Source organism: Pelomonas sp. Root405 (assembly GCF_001425165.1).
Lineage (GTDB): Bacteria > Pseudomonadota > Gammaproteobacteria > Burkholderiales > Burkholderiaceae_C > Pelomonas.
In genome coordinates, this window is record NZ_LMDU01000011.1 from 119,920 (window position 1) to 135,630 (window position 15,711).

At 66.9% G+C, this 15,711-nt stretch carries 10 protein-coding genes; 1 reads left to right on the plus strand and 9 read right to left on the minus strand.

From position 1 onward, the window contains the following. Window positions 1-18: 18 nt before the first annotated feature. From ASC81_RS10105 to glmS, 3 genes are all read right to left on the minus strand, one after another. Window positions 19-2,643, minus strand: a complete 2,625-nt coding sequence (locus ASC81_RS10105) for a glycoside hydrolase family 3 C-terminal domain-containing protein (RefSeq protein WP_200946781.1) — start codon at window positions 2,641-2,643, stop codon at window positions 19-21. Window positions 2,644-2,898: 255 nt separating this feature from the next. After that, window positions 2,899-5,940: a TonB-dependent receptor gene (locus tag ASC81_RS10110; RefSeq protein WP_082536426.1), complete on the minus strand. Its 3,042-nt coding sequence runs from the start codon at window positions 5,938-5,940 to the stop codon at window positions 2,899-2,901. A 742-nt stretch (window positions 5,941-6,682) separates the two neighbouring features. Continuing rightward, entirely contained in the window at window positions 6,683-8,548 is a 1,866-nt protein-coding gene (gene glmS, locus ASC81_RS10115; protein ID WP_056266061.1) for a glutamine--fructose-6-phosphate transaminase (isomerizing), read from the minus strand. A 129-nt stretch (window positions 8,549-8,677) separates the two neighbouring features. Here glmS and ASC81_RS10120 point away from each other — a divergent pair, with 129 nt between their 5' ends. After that, window positions 8,678-9,160 carry an Lrp/AsnC family transcriptional regulator gene (locus ASC81_RS10120; protein WP_056266063.1) on the plus strand — a complete coding sequence of 161 codons (483 nt, stop codon included), beginning with the start codon at window positions 8,678-8,680 and terminating at the stop codon, window positions 9,158-9,160. A 44-nt stretch (window positions 9,161-9,204) separates the two neighbouring features. On the opposite strand, the gene ASC81_RS10125 is transcribed toward ASC81_RS10120, so the two are convergent. From ASC81_RS10125 to dapF, 6 genes are all read right to left on the minus strand, one after another. Next, window positions 9,205-10,443, minus strand: a complete 1,239-nt coding sequence (locus ASC81_RS10125) for a trypsin-like serine protease (RefSeq protein ID WP_156391980.1) — start codon at window positions 10,441-10,443, stop codon at window positions 9,205-9,207. Between the two features lie 98 nt (window positions 10,444-10,541). Further along, on the minus strand, window positions 10,542-11,723 hold the full coding sequence (locus ASC81_RS10130; protein WP_056266071.1) for a class I SAM-dependent rRNA methyltransferase: 1,182 nt from the start codon (window positions 11,721-11,723) through the stop codon (window positions 10,542-10,544). Next, window positions 11,720-13,240: a hypothetical protein gene (locus ASC81_RS10135; protein ID WP_156391982.1), complete on the minus strand. Its 1,521-nt coding sequence runs from the start codon at window positions 13,238-13,240 to the stop codon at window positions 11,720-11,722. Before ASC81_RS10135 ends, ASC81_RS10130 begins: the two co-directional genes overlap by 4 nt. Further along, complete coding sequence (locus ASC81_RS10140; protein ID WP_056266076.1) at window positions 13,237-14,160, minus strand: tyrosine-type recombinase/integrase; 924 nt, start codon at window positions 14,158-14,160, stop codon at window positions 13,237-13,239. Before ASC81_RS10140 ends, ASC81_RS10135 begins: the two co-directional genes overlap by 4 nt. Next, window positions 14,157-14,867, minus strand: coding sequence for a DUF484 family protein (locus ASC81_RS10145; RefSeq protein WP_056266079.1), 711 nt, complete (start codon window positions 14,865-14,867; stop codon window positions 14,157-14,159). The genes ASC81_RS10140 and ASC81_RS10145 overlap by 4 nt, the downstream gene beginning before the upstream one ends. Further along, complete coding sequence (gene dapF, locus ASC81_RS10150) at window positions 14,864-15,703, minus strand: diaminopimelate epimerase (protein WP_056266082.1); 840 nt, start codon at window positions 15,701-15,703, stop codon at window positions 14,864-14,866. The genes ASC81_RS10145 and dapF overlap by 4 nt, the downstream gene beginning before the upstream one ends. Between the last annotated feature and the right edge of the window lie 8 nt (window positions 15,704-15,711).

Genomic DNA, 15,711 nt, shown 5'->3' on the forward strand with positions numbered 1-15,711 from the left:
TGGGTTTGCAGAAGGTGATCAGCGCGGCAGCGTCAGCGGCTGGGCCAGCGAAAAAGTGGCGCTTTCAGTCGGCGCGCCGGTGCCAGGCTGGCCCCCACCGACGCTGACGCGGTAGCTGCCGGGCATGACCTGGCGCACGCCGTCACGGTCGACGAAGCTGAGCTCGCGGGCGTCGAGGCGCCAGCTCACTTCGCGCCGTTCGCCGGCCTTCAGGTGCAGGCGCTGGAAGCCGCGTAGCGCCAGCTTAGGGCCGCCCTCGAAGCGCGGCGGCGTGAGATAGAGCTGGGCCACTTCGTCGCCGTCGCGCGTGCTGGTGTTGGTGATGGCGGTGCGCACGACGAGGCTCGGGGCCGCCTTGCCGTCATCCAGCACCTCCACCTTCACCGGCTCGTAGCGGAAGGTCGAGTAGCTCAGGCCGTGGCCGAAGGGGTAGACCACCGGCTTGTCGAAGAAGCGGTAGGTGCGGCCGGCCATGCGGTAGTCGTCGAAGGGCGGCAGGTCGTCCGCGCTCTTGTAGAACGTGACCGGCAGGCGCCCGGCGGGGTTGGCCGCGCCGGCCAGCACCTGCGCAATCGCCTGGCCACCGCCCTCGCCCGGGTACCACGCCTGCATGACGGCCGCCGCGTTGCCGTGCGCCCAGGACAGGTCGATGGCGCTGCCGCTGAGGTTCACCACCACCACCGGCTTGCCGAGCTTGGCCACTTCCTGCAGGTAGGCGCGCTGATCGGCCGGCAGGTCGAGCTTGGTGCGGTCGCCGCCGCTGAAGCCGTCGATCTTGACGGGCATCTCCTCGCCTTCGAGGTCGGAGGTGAGGCCGACAACGGCGACCAGCACGTCGGCATTCGCCGCAGCGGCGCGCAGGTCCGGCACCGGCTGGCGCGACACGCGCTTCCAGATCATGCCCGGCGGGGCGCTGACGCCGGACTCCGTCTCAAACTGCAGCGCATAGCGCTCGCCCTTCTTCAGGTCCACCTGCGTCAGCGCGACGGGCTCGGCCCAGCGGGTCGGCTTCCTGGCCAGCACGACGTCGCGGCCGGCGACGCGCACATGGCCCTTCATCCCTGCCAACCCGAGGCGGTAGCTGCCGGTCTCGGGCGCGACGAAGGCGCCCGTCCAGACGGTGCGAACCACCGTGCCGACCTCGGTGAACTCCTGCGGGCGCGATTCGATCTGCGCGACGGCATGGCTCCCGACCGGCTTGGCCTCGAAGCGGCGCTTGCCCATGTCGTTCGGCGAGCCGGCCTGCAGCTTGAAGTAGCTGGCCTTCAGGCCGGCGCTGCCGTCAGGCCCGACGAAGACCTCGCGCGGCACCGGATCGCCGTCGGTGATGGACGGGCTGAAGGGCACCAGCTGCACCTGCGCGGGCGTGAACTGCTGGCGCAGGCCCTCGAAGACGGTCAGCGTGGGCCCGGTGTTGCCCGACGAATAGTTGCCGCGCATCACACGGCGCGCGTCCGCCAGCGGGCCGACGACGGCAATGCGCGCCGAGGCCTTCAGCGGCAAGGCACCGTCGTTCTTCAGCAGCACCAGGCTTTCGACGGCCGAGCGCAGCGCGAGCGCACGGTGTTCTGACGAGTTGATGGCGCTACCGGCGGGGAACTGGCGCTCGGCCAGCCCAGGCAGGTCGCCAGCGCGGATGCGGGCGGAGAACAGGCGCACGAGGGCCGTGTCGATGTCGGCCTGGCGGATGTAGCCGCGCTTCAGCGCTTCCTTGTAGGGCTCGCCGAGGCCGGGCTTGTGCGCCAGCGTCGCGCCGTTGCACTCGTTGTCCACGCCGGCCTTGAGCGCCGCAGCGGCCCCGGCGGCGGCATCGACCGCGTACTTGTGGTTGACGCTGATGTCGACGACCGCGTCGCAGTCCGACACCACATAGCCCTTGAACTTCCAGTCCTCGCGCAGCGTCTTCACCAGGAGTGTGTTGCTGGCGCAGGCGGGCTCGCCGTTGACACGGTTGTAGGCACACATGATGGAACCGGCCTGCGCGTCGACCATCGTGGCGCGGAAGGCGGGCAGGTAGGTGTCTTCCAGGTCCTGCGCCGACACCCACACGTCCACCGAATGCCGCGTGGACTCCGGCCCGCTGTGCACGGCAAAGTGCTTCGGCGCGGCGGTGACGAGGGGCCGCGCGGGGTCAGGCCCCTGCATGCCGCGCACGTAGGCCTTGCCGAGCTCGGCGGTGAGGAACGGGTCCTCGCCGTAGGTCTCCTGGCCGCGGCCCCAGCGCGGGTCGCGGAAGATGTTGATGTTGGGCGACCAGGTGTTCAGCGCGCCGCCGATGCGGTTCGGGTTGGGCTTGTGGCGGCCCAGCGCGTAGACGGCCTGCACCTCGGTGCTGATGCTGGCGGCCACGTCGAGCATGAGCTTGTCGTTGAAGCTCGCGGCCAGGCCGACGGGCTGCGGGAAGTTGGTGGTGGCGCCCGGGCCGAAGGCGCCGTGCAGCGACTCGGTCCACCAGTTGTAGGCGGGGATGTTCAGGCGCGGGATGGGCGGGGCGCCGTTGAGGAGTTGCTCGACCTTCTCGTCGAGGGTGAGCTTTGAAACGAGCTGGCGGGCCTGGGCGTCAGCATCAGCGGCATCGGCGGCATGCACCATGCCGCTGAACGCCATGGCGAGCGCCAGGTAGGCGGTGGGGAGGGACTTCAAAAACGTCTCCGGAAATATCGTTCGCACATCGAGGTGTCTGCCGGCCCCCGAAGCCCTTCCCGGGCGGGAGCCGGCAGACAAGGGTTCAAGGCAACGCTGAACAAGTCCCTCGCGCGCAGCGCATCCCTGCTTTGGGCGGCCTGCGGCGTTGCAAATCCTCGCCATAGCGAGCTATGGCTGCGGTTTGCGCCTTGCAGTCCATCCCAAACCAGGGCGCGCTGCATCGCGGGGACTTATTCAACGTCGCCCTAACGCTCAGAAGCGATAGCGGGCACCGATCAGGTAACGACGGCCCGTCTGGATGGCGGAGATGTGCTGGGTCTTGGTACGGCCGTAGCTGCGGATGTAGCCATCGTTCAAGTTCAGCAAGTCGGCCTGCAGGGTGAGGTTCTTGCCAATCTTGTAGCCAATGGAGGCATCCACCTGACCATAGGCATCGGTGTACCGCGGGTTGTTGCCGTTGTCGTTGGTCGCCGCGAGGAACGCATCACGCCAGTTGTAGGCGGCGCGAATCGACCACACATCGTTCTCGAAGAAGCCCACGAGGTTGGCGGAATCGCTGACACCCACCAGCGGGGCCTGCACATCGGTGGAGGCGGCGTTGTTGATGTATTTCAGGCCACTCCGGACCAGGGTGTAGTTGCCCGAGATGCCGAAGCCACTGGTGCCGAACATGTGCTGGAAATTGAACTCCAAGCCCTTGATGGTGTCGCCGCCGGCATTGGACGGGGTCGAGATGTTGAACACCAGCGGCTGGGCGCCGGGGACGGTGCCCAGGATGTCGCCCTTCAGGAAGGTCGGGTCGCTCGCGTCGGTGACCGTGACACCCGGCTGGCCGTTGTAGTTCTGGAAGATGTAGTTGCGCAGCAGCTTGGGGCTGTCGGCGGGAATACCGGCGGCGCGCGCGGCGTTGAAATACGTGCCGCTGGCGGGCTGGTTCAGGCCCGGGAAAGTCTGCTGAACCACCTTCGTACTGAAGAAGTCGGTCACCTTCTTGTAGAACACGCCCGCTGCCACATACGACGACTTGGCGTAGTAGTACTCGGCAGAGAAGTCGAGGTTCTTGGACTTCAGCGGCTTCAGGGCCGGGTCGCCCGTCGAACCTGCACCGTTGATGTTGTAGCGTCCCGAGTTCGGGTTCAAAGCGATCCCGCCCAGCATGTCCCCGAAGTTGGGGCGACCGATGTTGACACCGTAGCTGGCACGCACCTTGAGGTCGGACGTCAGATCGGCATCCCAGTCGATGCTCGGCAGCCAATAGCTGTACTTGCCCGTCTTGGTACCAAAGGTGCTGGTGGCGCCTGTCAGTGACACTTCGTTCTCCGCATACCAAGAGGAGCCGGTGTAGGAAGTGACCTGCGAAGACGACGTGATCTTGGTTTGCTCATAGCGCAGACCGACCGACAGATTCATCGGGATGGTCGTGTCGAACGAGTGGTCCCACTGGCCATACGCCGAAGAGGACTTTTCCGTGGTGCGCCAATCGTTGCCGTTGGTGAAGTCCTTGTAAGGCGAGAAGTAGGCCTCGGCCTCGGCCGCGCTCAGCGGCGCACCGGCACCGAGCGAGGTCGGCCGGTACTGTTGGGCGTTCTTGATGGCCTGCGTACGCAGTTCCTCGAAGCTCGGCACGAAGAACGTCGAGAACTGGCGCGGGTCGCCGCTGCCGGGGATGCGGTTGAAGAAGCTGGACAGGCCGTACTGCCCCACGGTCATGTTCTTGAACGTGCCTTGGGGACCGATGCCGCCCCAGTCGCCGTGGAAGTTGTTGGCGCCTGCCGAACGGTTCTTCAGCTTGGTGAAGCCCAGGCCAACGAGCAGCTTGTCGTCGGCGCTCAGGCGGTAGGTGCCAGTCAACTGCGCCTGGTCGACATCCTGGTCGGAAATGTTGTTCTCGAACTGGGAACCGGTGACGGTCGTCTTGTTCGCGTCGTACGCGAGGCCCTTCGACTCCATGACCGGGAACTTCTGGTCGTAGTACATCGTCGTGTTGCCCTGGTTGAACAGCGCCAGGTCAATGACGTTGCCCGAGCCATAGGGGCTGTCCGGGCGCGTGCGCGACTTCGACGAGTGAGCGTCGAGATCGATGGCCAGGTTCTCGCTGACCTTCCATGCGGCGTTGAACCCGGTGGAGTTCAGCTTGGTCTTGTTCGCGAACAGGGCCGCGTACATCGCGTAGTCGTGCGTGCCGTCCCAGGTGGCCGTCTGGATCACCGGGTCGGAGACGTCACCCGCCCTGACAAACGTCGTGGGGGGGCTGCCGTTCAAGTTGCCGGAGAAGGACGGGCCGAACCACGAGGAGTTCTCGATGGCCCGGTTCGTGGTGGCGTTGATGGCCAGCGTGTGGTCCAGCGTGAACTTCAGATCCTTGGACGGGGCGAACTGCAGGACGGCCTGGCCGTTGAGGCGCTCCCGCTCCAGGCCGCTCGTGCGGTAGCGCACGTCATTGGTGTGCGAGATAAAGCCGCTGGTGGGAAAGTTGACCAGGTTGGAGGCCGGAGCGCCCGCATACGCAGTGCCGTCGGTACCAGTCGTGATGCGCCGGGTTTCCCAGCCGTTGCCGGTGAACGCGTTGTTGGAGCCCGAGCTGCGCTTGGAGTAGCTGCCGCTGATCGCGATGCCGATCGTGCGGTTGCCAAAGCTTTCGCTGTAGAGGCCGGAGAGTTCGGGCGTGACCTTGTCGCCTGAGATCTCATCCGGCAGGCGGGAGACCGACTGGTCATAGTTGGCCTTGACGCCGATGCTGGCGATGCGCTCTCGCACGTCCAGCGGGCGGGCCGTCTTGACGTTGATGGTGGCGCCGATGCCGCCCGTTGGCGACGAGGCGCGGGCGGTCTTGTACACCTCGAGCGCGGAAATCGCGTCGGACGCCAGGTTGGCGAAGTCGAAGGCGCGCCCAGCGCCGTCGGAGGTCGGCATCTGCCGGCCATTCAGCAGCACCATGTTGAAGCCGGGGCCGACGCCGCGAACGGTGACTCGCGAACCTTCGCCGCTCATGTTGCGGTCGATGGACACGCCGGCGATGCGCTGCATCGACTCGGCGAGGTTGGTGTCAGGGAACTTGCCGATGTCCTCGGCCACGATCCCGTCGACCAAGCCGGTGGCCTGGCGCTTCAGGTTGGTTGACGACTCCAGAGAGCTGCGGATACCCGTCACGACCACGGTTTCCAGAGCTTGCTTCGCCTCCTGGCCCTGCGCGGCCGAAGCGGCAAACAGCGCTGCCGTCAGATGGCAGGCAATCGCGACCGGCGTAGGACGGCGTCCGTTTTTGCTTACTCCTCGAGATCTATCAGCATGCATTTTTGTCTCCTAGTTATCTGTGGATTTGGCGGCGTTTCGATATCCGCGATGCTTCTGGCCACCACGAATGCCAAAAATGATTGCGCTCTCTTTTTGTTGTAGCGCACAACCATCGCGGCGAATCTAATGGAGCATGGCGGCCGTCCGCATGGGGTAAGCCCGTGCCAGTCCCTCATTTTTGGTATCGCTAACTGAGTGGTTACCCTTGGTTGTTCGCACCTAAAACATTAGAATTTCTTCACGCGCACGCAAAGTTATCGCCATCAGATTGGTAGCGCAATCATTCGTATCGAACGCAAGGGTTTGAATGCCACTAAATATGGGTGGGTCGCGAGAACGATTCCTGCTTCTCTGCAGCGAGCCCGGCTATAGATTCATGGGCATACCGACATGGGCGTCAAGCGGATGGCCAGGCACCTGCTGGTCCTGTTCCAGGCGATGAGGCTCAGCAGCCACAAGTGCCCGCTCCCAGCAAAGCCAATAGGGATGCTTGCAGCGCCTTAGGCTCGACTTAAGTCGGGAGAGCCCCACCCAGACCGTTCAGCAGTTCTGTGATGAGCATCGCGAGCACTGCTTGCAGCAAGGGCGTGAAGCCTGGTCCGCCACGAAAACGGGCGTACTGACAAATGGAAAGGGGCGCTTGATGCGCCCCTTCGTTTGCCCTGTCTCGAACCTCAGACCTCAATGGCAGGCCTCAGACTCTGATGGCACGAAACAACACCACGCGCCTCCCCGCGCCACGTCATTCGACGGTCACGCTCTTCGCCAAGTTCCGTGGCTTGTCGACGTCGGTGCCGCGCGCGCAGGCCGTGTGATACGCCAGCAGCTGCAGCGGTACCACGTGCAGGATCGGTGACAGCGCGCCGTAGTGCTCCGGCATGCGGATGACGTGCAGGCCGGCCTCGCTTTCGATGGATGTGTCGCCGTCGGCGAACACATAGAGCTGGCCACCGCGGGCGCGGACTTCCTGCATGTTGCTCTTGAGCTTTTCCAGCAGCGCGTCGTTGGGCGCCACGGTCACGACCGGCATCTCGGCCGTGACCAGAGCCAGCGGGCCGTGCTTGAGTTCACCCGCCGCGTAGGCCTCGGCGTGGATGTAGGTGATCTCCTTGAGCTTGAGCGCACCCTCCATCGCGATGGGGTAGTGCAGGCCGCGCGCCAGGAACAGCGCGTTCTCCTTGCGCGCGAACTCCTCGCTCCAGGCGATGACTTGCGGCTCCAGTGCCAGCACGGCCTGCACGGCGACGGGCAGGTGGCGCAAGTCCTTCAGGTGCTCGGCCTCGTCGGCTTCGCTGAGGTGGCCACGCGTCTGCGCCAATGCCAGCGTCAGCAGGAAGAGTCCGACGAGCTGCGTGGTGAACGCCTTTGTGGACGCCACGCCGATCTCGACGCCGGCGCGGGTGATGTAGGCCAGCTCACACTCACGCACCATGGCGCTGGTGGCCACGTTGCAGATGGTCAGCGTGTGCTTCATGCCCAGACCGCGGGCGTGCTTGAGCGCGGCGATGGTGTCGGCGGTCTCGCCGCTCTGGCTGATGGTGACGACCAGGGTGCGCGGGTTGGGCACGCTCTCGCGGTAGCGGTACTCGCTGGCGATCTCGACCGAAGTCGGGATCTTGGCGATGCTTTCCAGCCAGTACTTGGCCGTGGAGCCGGAGTAGAAGCTGGTGCCGCAGGCCAGGATGAGGACGCTGTCGATCTCCTTGAAGACGCGGTAGGCGCCGTCGCCAAAAAGCTCGGGGCTGATGGCGGTGATGGCTTCGAGCGTGTTGGCGATGGCCGTCGGCTGCTCGAAGATCTCCTTCTGCATGTAGTGGCGGTAGGGGCCCAGCTCCGCCGCGCCGCTGTGGGCGTGCACGGTCTTGACCTCGCGCTGCACGGCGCCGTAGCGGCCGGTCGTCATGTCCAGGCGGCTCAGCCAGTAGCGGCCCAGTTGCAGGTCGACGACATCACCCTCTTCAAGGTAGACGATCTGGTTGGTGACGCCGGCGAGGGCCATCGCGTCGGAGGCGACGAAGTTCTCGCCGTCGCTCTCGCCCACGCCCAGCACCAGCGGTGAGCCCTCGCGGGCGGCGACGACGCGGTGCGGCTCGTCACGGCAGAACACCGCCACGGCGTAAGCGCCCTTCAGCCGCGGCAGGGCCTGTTGAACAGCGTCGAGCAGGTCGCCGCTGTACAGATGGTCGACGAGGTGGGCAATGACCTCGGTGTCGGTCTGGCTGGTGAAGACATAGCCGCGCGACTTCAGCTCGGCACGCAACTCATCGTGGTTCTCGATGATGCCGTTGTGCACCAGCGCGATACGCCCGATGCTGTCGACCGATGCGTTAGGCCCTGGCGAGAAATGCGGGTGTGCGTTGTGCACGGCCGGTGCGCCGTGCGTGGCCCAGCGGGTGTGGGCGATGCCGGTGCCGGCGGAGATGCCGTCCTGGTCGGCCTGGGCCTGCAACTCGGCCACGCGCGAGGTGCTGCGAGCGCGTTTCAGGCCGCCGTCCTGGTGCACGGCAACCCCGCAGGAGTCATAGCCGCGGTACTCAAGGCGCTTCAGGCCTTCGACAAGGATGGGGACGATATTGCGCTGACTGACCGCGCCGACGATGCCGCACATGGATAGCTCTCCGTTGAGGGGTGGCGCATCCTAGGCAAGCGGCGGCGGCATATGCGTGCAAAATTTATCGCTTGATGATTGGAAATTTCCTCGATCATTGAAGATGAAATTTAATTTCTCATGACAGCGATGAATGAGCGGTTTGACGCGATAGACCTCCGCTTGCTTGACAGCCTGCAAAGCGACGACTCCTTGAGCAACCAGGACCTGGCGGCCCGTGTCGCCGTGTCTCCCGCCACCTGCCTACGGCGCGTGAAACGGCTGCTGGACAGCCGCGTCGTCGAGCGCCGCGTGGCCCTGTTGTCGCCGGACAAGCTGGGCGCGGGCCTGTCGGCCATCCTTGAGATCACCCTCGACCGCCAGGGCGCCGAGCATCTGGACGCCTTCGAGGCGCGCGCCGTGGAGGAGGCCGCCGTGCAGCAATGCTGGCGCGTCTCCCCCGGCCCCGACTTCGTCCTCGTCGTGCAGGTGGCCGACATGCCGGCCTATCACGCCCTCACGCAGCGCCTGCTGACGCAGGACGCCAACGTGCGCAACATCAAGGCCTTCTTCAGCGTGAAGCGGGCGAAGTTCGACACGCGCATCGCCCTGCCCCATCCGGCGTCCCAATGAAAAAAGCGGCCCACAGGCCGCTTGTCTTTCGTGGCGGATTCGGCTCAGCCGCGACGACGCCGTGCGGCAGCCAGCAGGCCAAGACCTGCCAGCATCAGCGCATAGGTTTCGGGCTCGGGCACCGGCGCGCCGATCTGGGCGTTGATCCACGATGCGTAGCCAGCGACCCGCGTATCGCCAGCAAATTCGCCAAAGCTGTTGTCCAGACCGCACAAGAGGTCCGGGTTGGCCGCGACACAACCGCCACCCGTGGTGTCGGTGAACGTGATGCCAAAGGATGTGATGCCGGCAACCTTGCCGTTGATGAACGAGGGGCCGCCCGAGTCACCGTTCGACGACAGCACCTCAATATTGCCCAGGCCGAGGTCTGCGGCGCCGGCGCCGAAGTAGTAGCCGAAGGCATCGTTCGCCGCGACGCCGTTGTCGAAGTCGTACATCAGGATATTGCTGTTGGCAACTGCGAGGCCGTCCCAGAAGGTCTGGGCATTCATGTCCCAGACGTTCTGACCTTGGCGCCAGCCGGACCCGGTGGATGCGCCTGTATTGCCATCACCGACTCGGCCCCAGCCGGACTTGGTGTTCACACTGCCAACCTCGTCGCTACCGGTGTAGATGTCGTAGCGGGCAGCCGCGGTCGGCGCAACGTTGGCCAGCGTGATGATGGCAATGTCGTTGCCACCAAAGACGTAGTCACCCGTCCAACCGGGGTGGACCGTGACGGACTGGATCGCGACCTTGCCGGCGGCTGCATTCAAGTTGCCCAGGCCGTGCGCTCCCGTCGACACGATGGGGAAGTTGACATAGTTGTTGGTGCCAACGAGATCAACCTCCAGCGTGCCGCTGGCGTTCGTCACGCAATGCGCGGCGGTCAGCACATGCATGCCGCCGGACAGCAGCGCACCGGAACAGGATGTGCCGAAACCGCTCACCTTGTCTTCGTTGAGGCGCAGTCGACCGACACCGGACAGCGCGCCACCGTACTCAGGGCGATGACGGTCGTTGTAGGCCGTGTCCAGGCCTGCCGCGGTCGCCACCTCGGTCGTCACATACATCGGCGCGGCGACGTAGTTCAAGCCCGCGATGCCCGCACCGCTCACCGGCAGAGGCAAGGTCGAAGCCGCCATGTTGCCACTCGGGGCAGCGACCGCAGCCACGCTGGAAACTGCTGCCAGCATGGCAACGACATATGAAACGGGGCGGGACATACACATCCTTAAGTTGAGAGCAACGGGCGTCGACGGACGGCGGCAGCACAAAACTTGCACTACGTCGCAATTCGTCACGAAACCAGCCTTGACTCTATCGCTTGGGGCTCCGTCCCCACGGCACGCGCGCCCTCAACCTGGCGTAAATCCACCCCCCATTCAAAGGGAGGCAGGCATCAGCGCCTGAGGATGCCTAGGCCCTTCAGATAGTCCCCTTCCGGGAAGCACACCGTCTGCGGGTGGTCGGCCGCCGCCGAGAGACGTTCGACGATGTAGCCGTCGACCCCCGCATCCAGGCCGGCGCCGGCGACGATCTTGTGGAAGAGGTCGGGCGCGATGCCACCTGAACAGGAGAAGGTGTAGAGCAGGCCGCCGTCGTTCAGCAGCATGAAGGCCAGCCGGTTGATGTCCTTGTAGGCGCGCGCGGCGCGCTCGGCGTGCGCCACCGTCGGCGCAAATTTGGGCGGGTCGAGCACGATGGCGTCGAAGCGACGGCCCTCTTGCAAGCAACGTCGCAAAGTCGCATTCACATCGGCGTCCCACGCCTGGTGGCGGCTGGCGTCGAAGCCGTTCAACGCCACATGGGCGTGCGCCCGCGCCAGCGCTGGGCCGGACGAGTCCACGCTGATGACCTCGGTCGCGCCGCCCGCCAGCGCAGCGACCGAGAAGCCGCCCGTGTAGCTGAAGCAGTTCAGCACGCTCTTGACGCCGTATTGCTTGACCGCATCGGCAAAGCGCCGGCGGCTGTCGCGCTGGTCGAGGTAGTAGCCGGTCTTGTGGCCCTCGGCGACATCCAGCGTCAGCTGCCAGTCGTGCTCGCGAATCGTCAGCGCGGTGTCGCCCTCGCCCCGCAGCCAGCCGGTCTGCTGCGGCAGGCCTTCCCACTCACGGGCCTGGGCGTCAGAGCGTTCGTACAACCGCGTCAGGCCGGTCGCTGCCAGCAGCGCATCGGCAATCGTCGCCTTCCAACGCTCGGCACCGGCGCTGCCGAACTGCGCGACAAGCGTGTCGACATAGCGGTCGACGATCAGCCCGGGCAGGCCGTCAGCCTCGCCATGGATGAGCCGTACCGCATCGGAGGCGACGGCGAGCCGTGCGCGCATCGCAATGGCCTTGTCGATGCGGCGCGCGAAGAAGGCCGCGTCGATGCGCTCGGCCTCGTCAAAGCTCCAGGCGCGCAGGCGGATCTGCGACTGCGGGCTGAAGGCGGCCCAGGCGAGGAACTGCCCGTCGGCCGACTCGACACGCACCGTCTCGCCCGCGTCGGCGCCACCACGGGCGATGGAGCTTTCGAACACCCAGGGGTGGCGCTTGACGAGCGAACGCTCCTTGCCGGGGCGCAGCGTGATCTTCTTCATCGCTGCAGCGTGCCATAGGCGTAGCTGAGCTGCAGATGCGTCAGCGGTGTGGACTGGTCGTTGCCGCGGATGGTGCGGAACTCGCCGACACCCGCGCGCAACCGCAGCCGCTCGCTGACCGACCACTGGGCCCACAACTCGCCCTGCGTGACCGCACCGCCGCCGACCTTGACGCCGCCGCCGCCCGCCGCGCCGACCAGCAGCTCGGCACCGACGCGCAGCGACCGCCACAGCGGGTCACTCTGCACGCCCAGGCCGAACAGGCCAAAGGAATAGGCGCCCGCGCTGCCCGCCGCGGCGCTGCCGGCCTGGGCTGCGCCGTAGAAGCGCGGCGAGAACTCGCGCGACATGTTGATGGCCAGGTGGCTCACGGCCTCCTGGCGGCCATCCTTGAAGCGCACGCGCGGCAGGTGCATGACGCTGGCGCCCAGCTGCTGCACGCGCACCGTGCCCGGGGCGGCGTCGTTGATCAGCGTCGGCGCGCGGTCCAGCGGCATGGCGAGCACGGCGCGCAGATAGGGCGCGCTGTAGGCGCCGCTCGGCGCATAGGTGAAACCGGCGTCCAGGCGCAGGCTCGGGCCCCAGGGCGTGATCCAGCGCAGCGTCGGCCCGGCGCGCAGCAGCCAGCCGTTACCCGTGTCCAGGGCCCCGCCACCGCCCAGGCCGGCCGCCAACTGGCCCCCGGCGCGCAGCCGCGGCGTGCCGAACAGCGCCCAGTCCTGGCCGATCTGGCCCAGCACTTCCATGTAGCCGTCGGCGCCGCCCTGGGCCGCGCCCGAGGCCTCGATGCCCCACCAGCTGCCGTCGACGATGTATTGCCGCAGCTCGGCGCCGGCCTTGCCAATGCGGCGGTTGAGCGGTGCGTCGCTGCGGTCGCGGCTGCCGCCGCGCGGCTTCTCGAAGCCACCCGTCAGCGCGATCTCGTCGAAGCCCAGGCCGGTGCGCTGTGTCGCGCGGGCCGGTCGCCCGGCGTCCTCGGGCGAGAAGCTCGGAAAGCCCAAGGCACGGCCGAGCGTGAAGCTCAGCCCCACGCCGCTCTTCACATTGCCGCTGGGAAAGCGGATCTGCGAGACGCCGACGCCCGTGTACCAGGCCCCCGTCTCGGTGCGCAGCGACAGCTCGGGCCGCAGCATCAGGCCACCGCCAAAGCGCAGTTGCTCACTCGACAGCCCGCCGCCCGCGCCGACGTAAAGGCTGGCGGCCAGGTGGGTGTTGCCGCTCAGCCGCCAACGCCGCTGGCCCGTGAAACCGACCGTGAAGATGCCGCCGTAATTCCCCTTGGCCGCGCCGTAGAAGCCGGGACCAAAGCCCCAGTCGTCGTCCAGGGCCATCAGGTAGCTGATCGACGCGAAGGCCGTGCGGCCGCCGTCGGGCATCTTCATCTTGGTCCAGTTGCCCTCGACGGCAGCGGGGCGGATCGTCTGGATGCGCGCGAAAGGCGCGTCGTCGGGCGTGGCCCAGGTCGTCGTCGGCAGCAGGGCTGCCAGCGCGGCCAAAGCCGTGTTTTGGAATCTCATTTCTTGGCTCGCGGGTGCGCCGCGTCGTAGATGCGCGCCAGGTGTTGGTGGTCGAGCTGGGTGTAGACCTGGGTCGTCGTGATGTGGGCGTGGCCCAGCAGTTCCTGCACGGCGCGCAGGTCGCCGCTGGACTGCAGCAGGTGCGAGGCGAAGCTGTGGCGCAGCATGTGCGGGTGCACATGGGCTGGGCTGCCGGCCGCGACGGCGCGCGCGCTGAGCATGTTGCGCAGCGTGGAGCCCGCGATGCGGTGGCCGCGCGCACCGACGAACAGCGCCGCCTCGTCCGCCGCCGCGCGCTGGGGCCGCACCGTCAGCCACGCCCGCAGCGCCTCCGCGGCGGCCTTGCCCAGCGGCGTGCTGCGGCGCTTGCCGCCCTTGCCCAGCACATGCACTTCGTTCGATTGAAGATCGACCCAGCCTTCGGCTTGGCCGCTCGCCTGCACGTCCAGACCGACCAGCTCGGCTGCGCGCAGGCCGGCGCCGTACAGCAGCTCAACCATCGCACGGTCGCGCGCCTCCAGCACCGGGTCGGCCGGTGCCTCGGGCGCATAGGCCGCCAGCTGCACGGCGTCATCCACGCCCAGCGCCTTGGGCAGTGGCTTGGGCGCCTTGGGCGCGCGCAAGCCGTCGAAGGGGTTCAGCGCGACACGGCCCTGCAGGCCCAGCCAGCGGTAGGCGCTGCGCCAGACCGACAGCAGCAGCGCAATCGACTTCGGCCCCAACCCCTCGCGGTGCAGCAGGGCGGCCAGACGGCGGGCCTGCGCAATGCTCAGGGTCGGCGCGTCGATGGCCGCTTCGGCCAGCATGGCCTGCAGGCGCTCCAGGCCGTCGGCGTAGATGCGCAACGTGCGCGGACTCAGGCGCTGCTGCACGCGAGCGTGCTGCAGGAACTCCTGGAAGTCCGGCACCAACTCCTTCATGTAGCGAGCAATCCGGCCAGCCCCGCACTGGCGATCTCGCCAACGCGGGTCAGGAAGTCGGTGCCCATCTCGGCCGTGTAGCGCGTCGGGTCGGGCGAACCCAGCACCAGCAGGCCGAAGGGCTTGTCCTGGTTGGCGCTGGGCTGGTGCAACGGGATCAGCGCCAGCGAGGTCGCCGTGCCGCCGCTCTCGGACAGGCCCAGCCAGCGCGCCGCCTCGAAGCCCGAGTTCACGCCGCAATAGGGCTGGCTGAGGCTGGACGCAAAGCTCTTCACGTCGGGGCTGACCGAGGCCGCGAACTCGCTGGCCTCGTGCTCGGGCTTGACGCCCCACAGCCGCAGGCCGGCCTGCGGGATCATGAACTGGTGGCGCAGCTCGGCCAGCAGCACATGCGGCAGCTCGGGCGTGCCGACAGCGCGCATGACGGCCAGCGTCCAGCGGTGCAGGCGGTCGGCGATGGCCACGTTGTCCTGGCCGTTGCGGATCATGTCGATCAGGCGCAGCTCCAGGCCCTTGATCTTGTCGCGCAGCATCTCGGCTTGGCGCTCCTGCAGCGACACGGCGCGGGCGCCATGCGGGTGCTGCAACTGCACGCTGGCCAGCAGCGCCGAATGCCGTTCGAAGAAACCGGGGGTCGTCGCCAGGTAGTTGGCGATGTCGGTTTCGGTGATGCCTTGCACCGCGTCAGCGGCCGGGTTGGAACTCACAGGTCGATTACTCCGTCAAAAACTTGGGTCGCGGGGCCGGTCATCAACACCGGGTTCTGGCCACCCGCCCATTCGATACGCAGCAGGCCGCCGCGCGTCTGCACCTCGACCGCTGCGTCGAGCCAGCCGGCGCGGATGCCGGCGACAACCGCCGCACAGGCGCCCGTGCCGCAGGCCAGCGTCTCGCCGGCGTCGCGCTCATAGACGCGCAGCGCGATGCGGTCGCGGCTCAAGATCTGCATGAAGCCGGCATTGACGCCGCGCGGAAAGCGCGCATGGCGCTCGATCAGCGGGCCTTGCGTCAGCACCGGCGCGGTCTCGACATCGGCCACGCGCTGCACCGCATGCGGGTTGCCCATGGACACGACGGCCAGCTCGACGCCTTCCACCGGCCAGAGCTCGAAGCCGTTCTCGCTGCGCGGCTTCAGGCCGCTTGCATCGAAAGGCAGTGCCGCATGCTCGAACACCGGCGCGCCCATGTTGACCGTCACGCGGCCATCGTCCTGCAGCTTGAGCGCCAGGCGGCGGTTCATCGTGTCGACCTGGATCTCGCGCTTGCTCGTCAGCCCGGCATCCACCACGAAGCGCACGAAGCAGCGCGCGCCATTGCCGCAGTGCTCCACCTCGTCGCCGGTGTTGTTGAAGATGCGATAGCGGAAGTCGGCGCCGGCGTCCGTGCTCGGCTCGATGACCAGGATCTGATCGCAACCGACCCCGAAGCGCCGGTCGCCCAGCAGGCGCATCTGCGCGGCCGTCAGCGCGAACGGCTCGCGGGTGGCATCGATGACGACGAAGTCATTGCCCGCGCCGTGCATCTTGGTGAAGCGCAATCTCATGGGCGGCG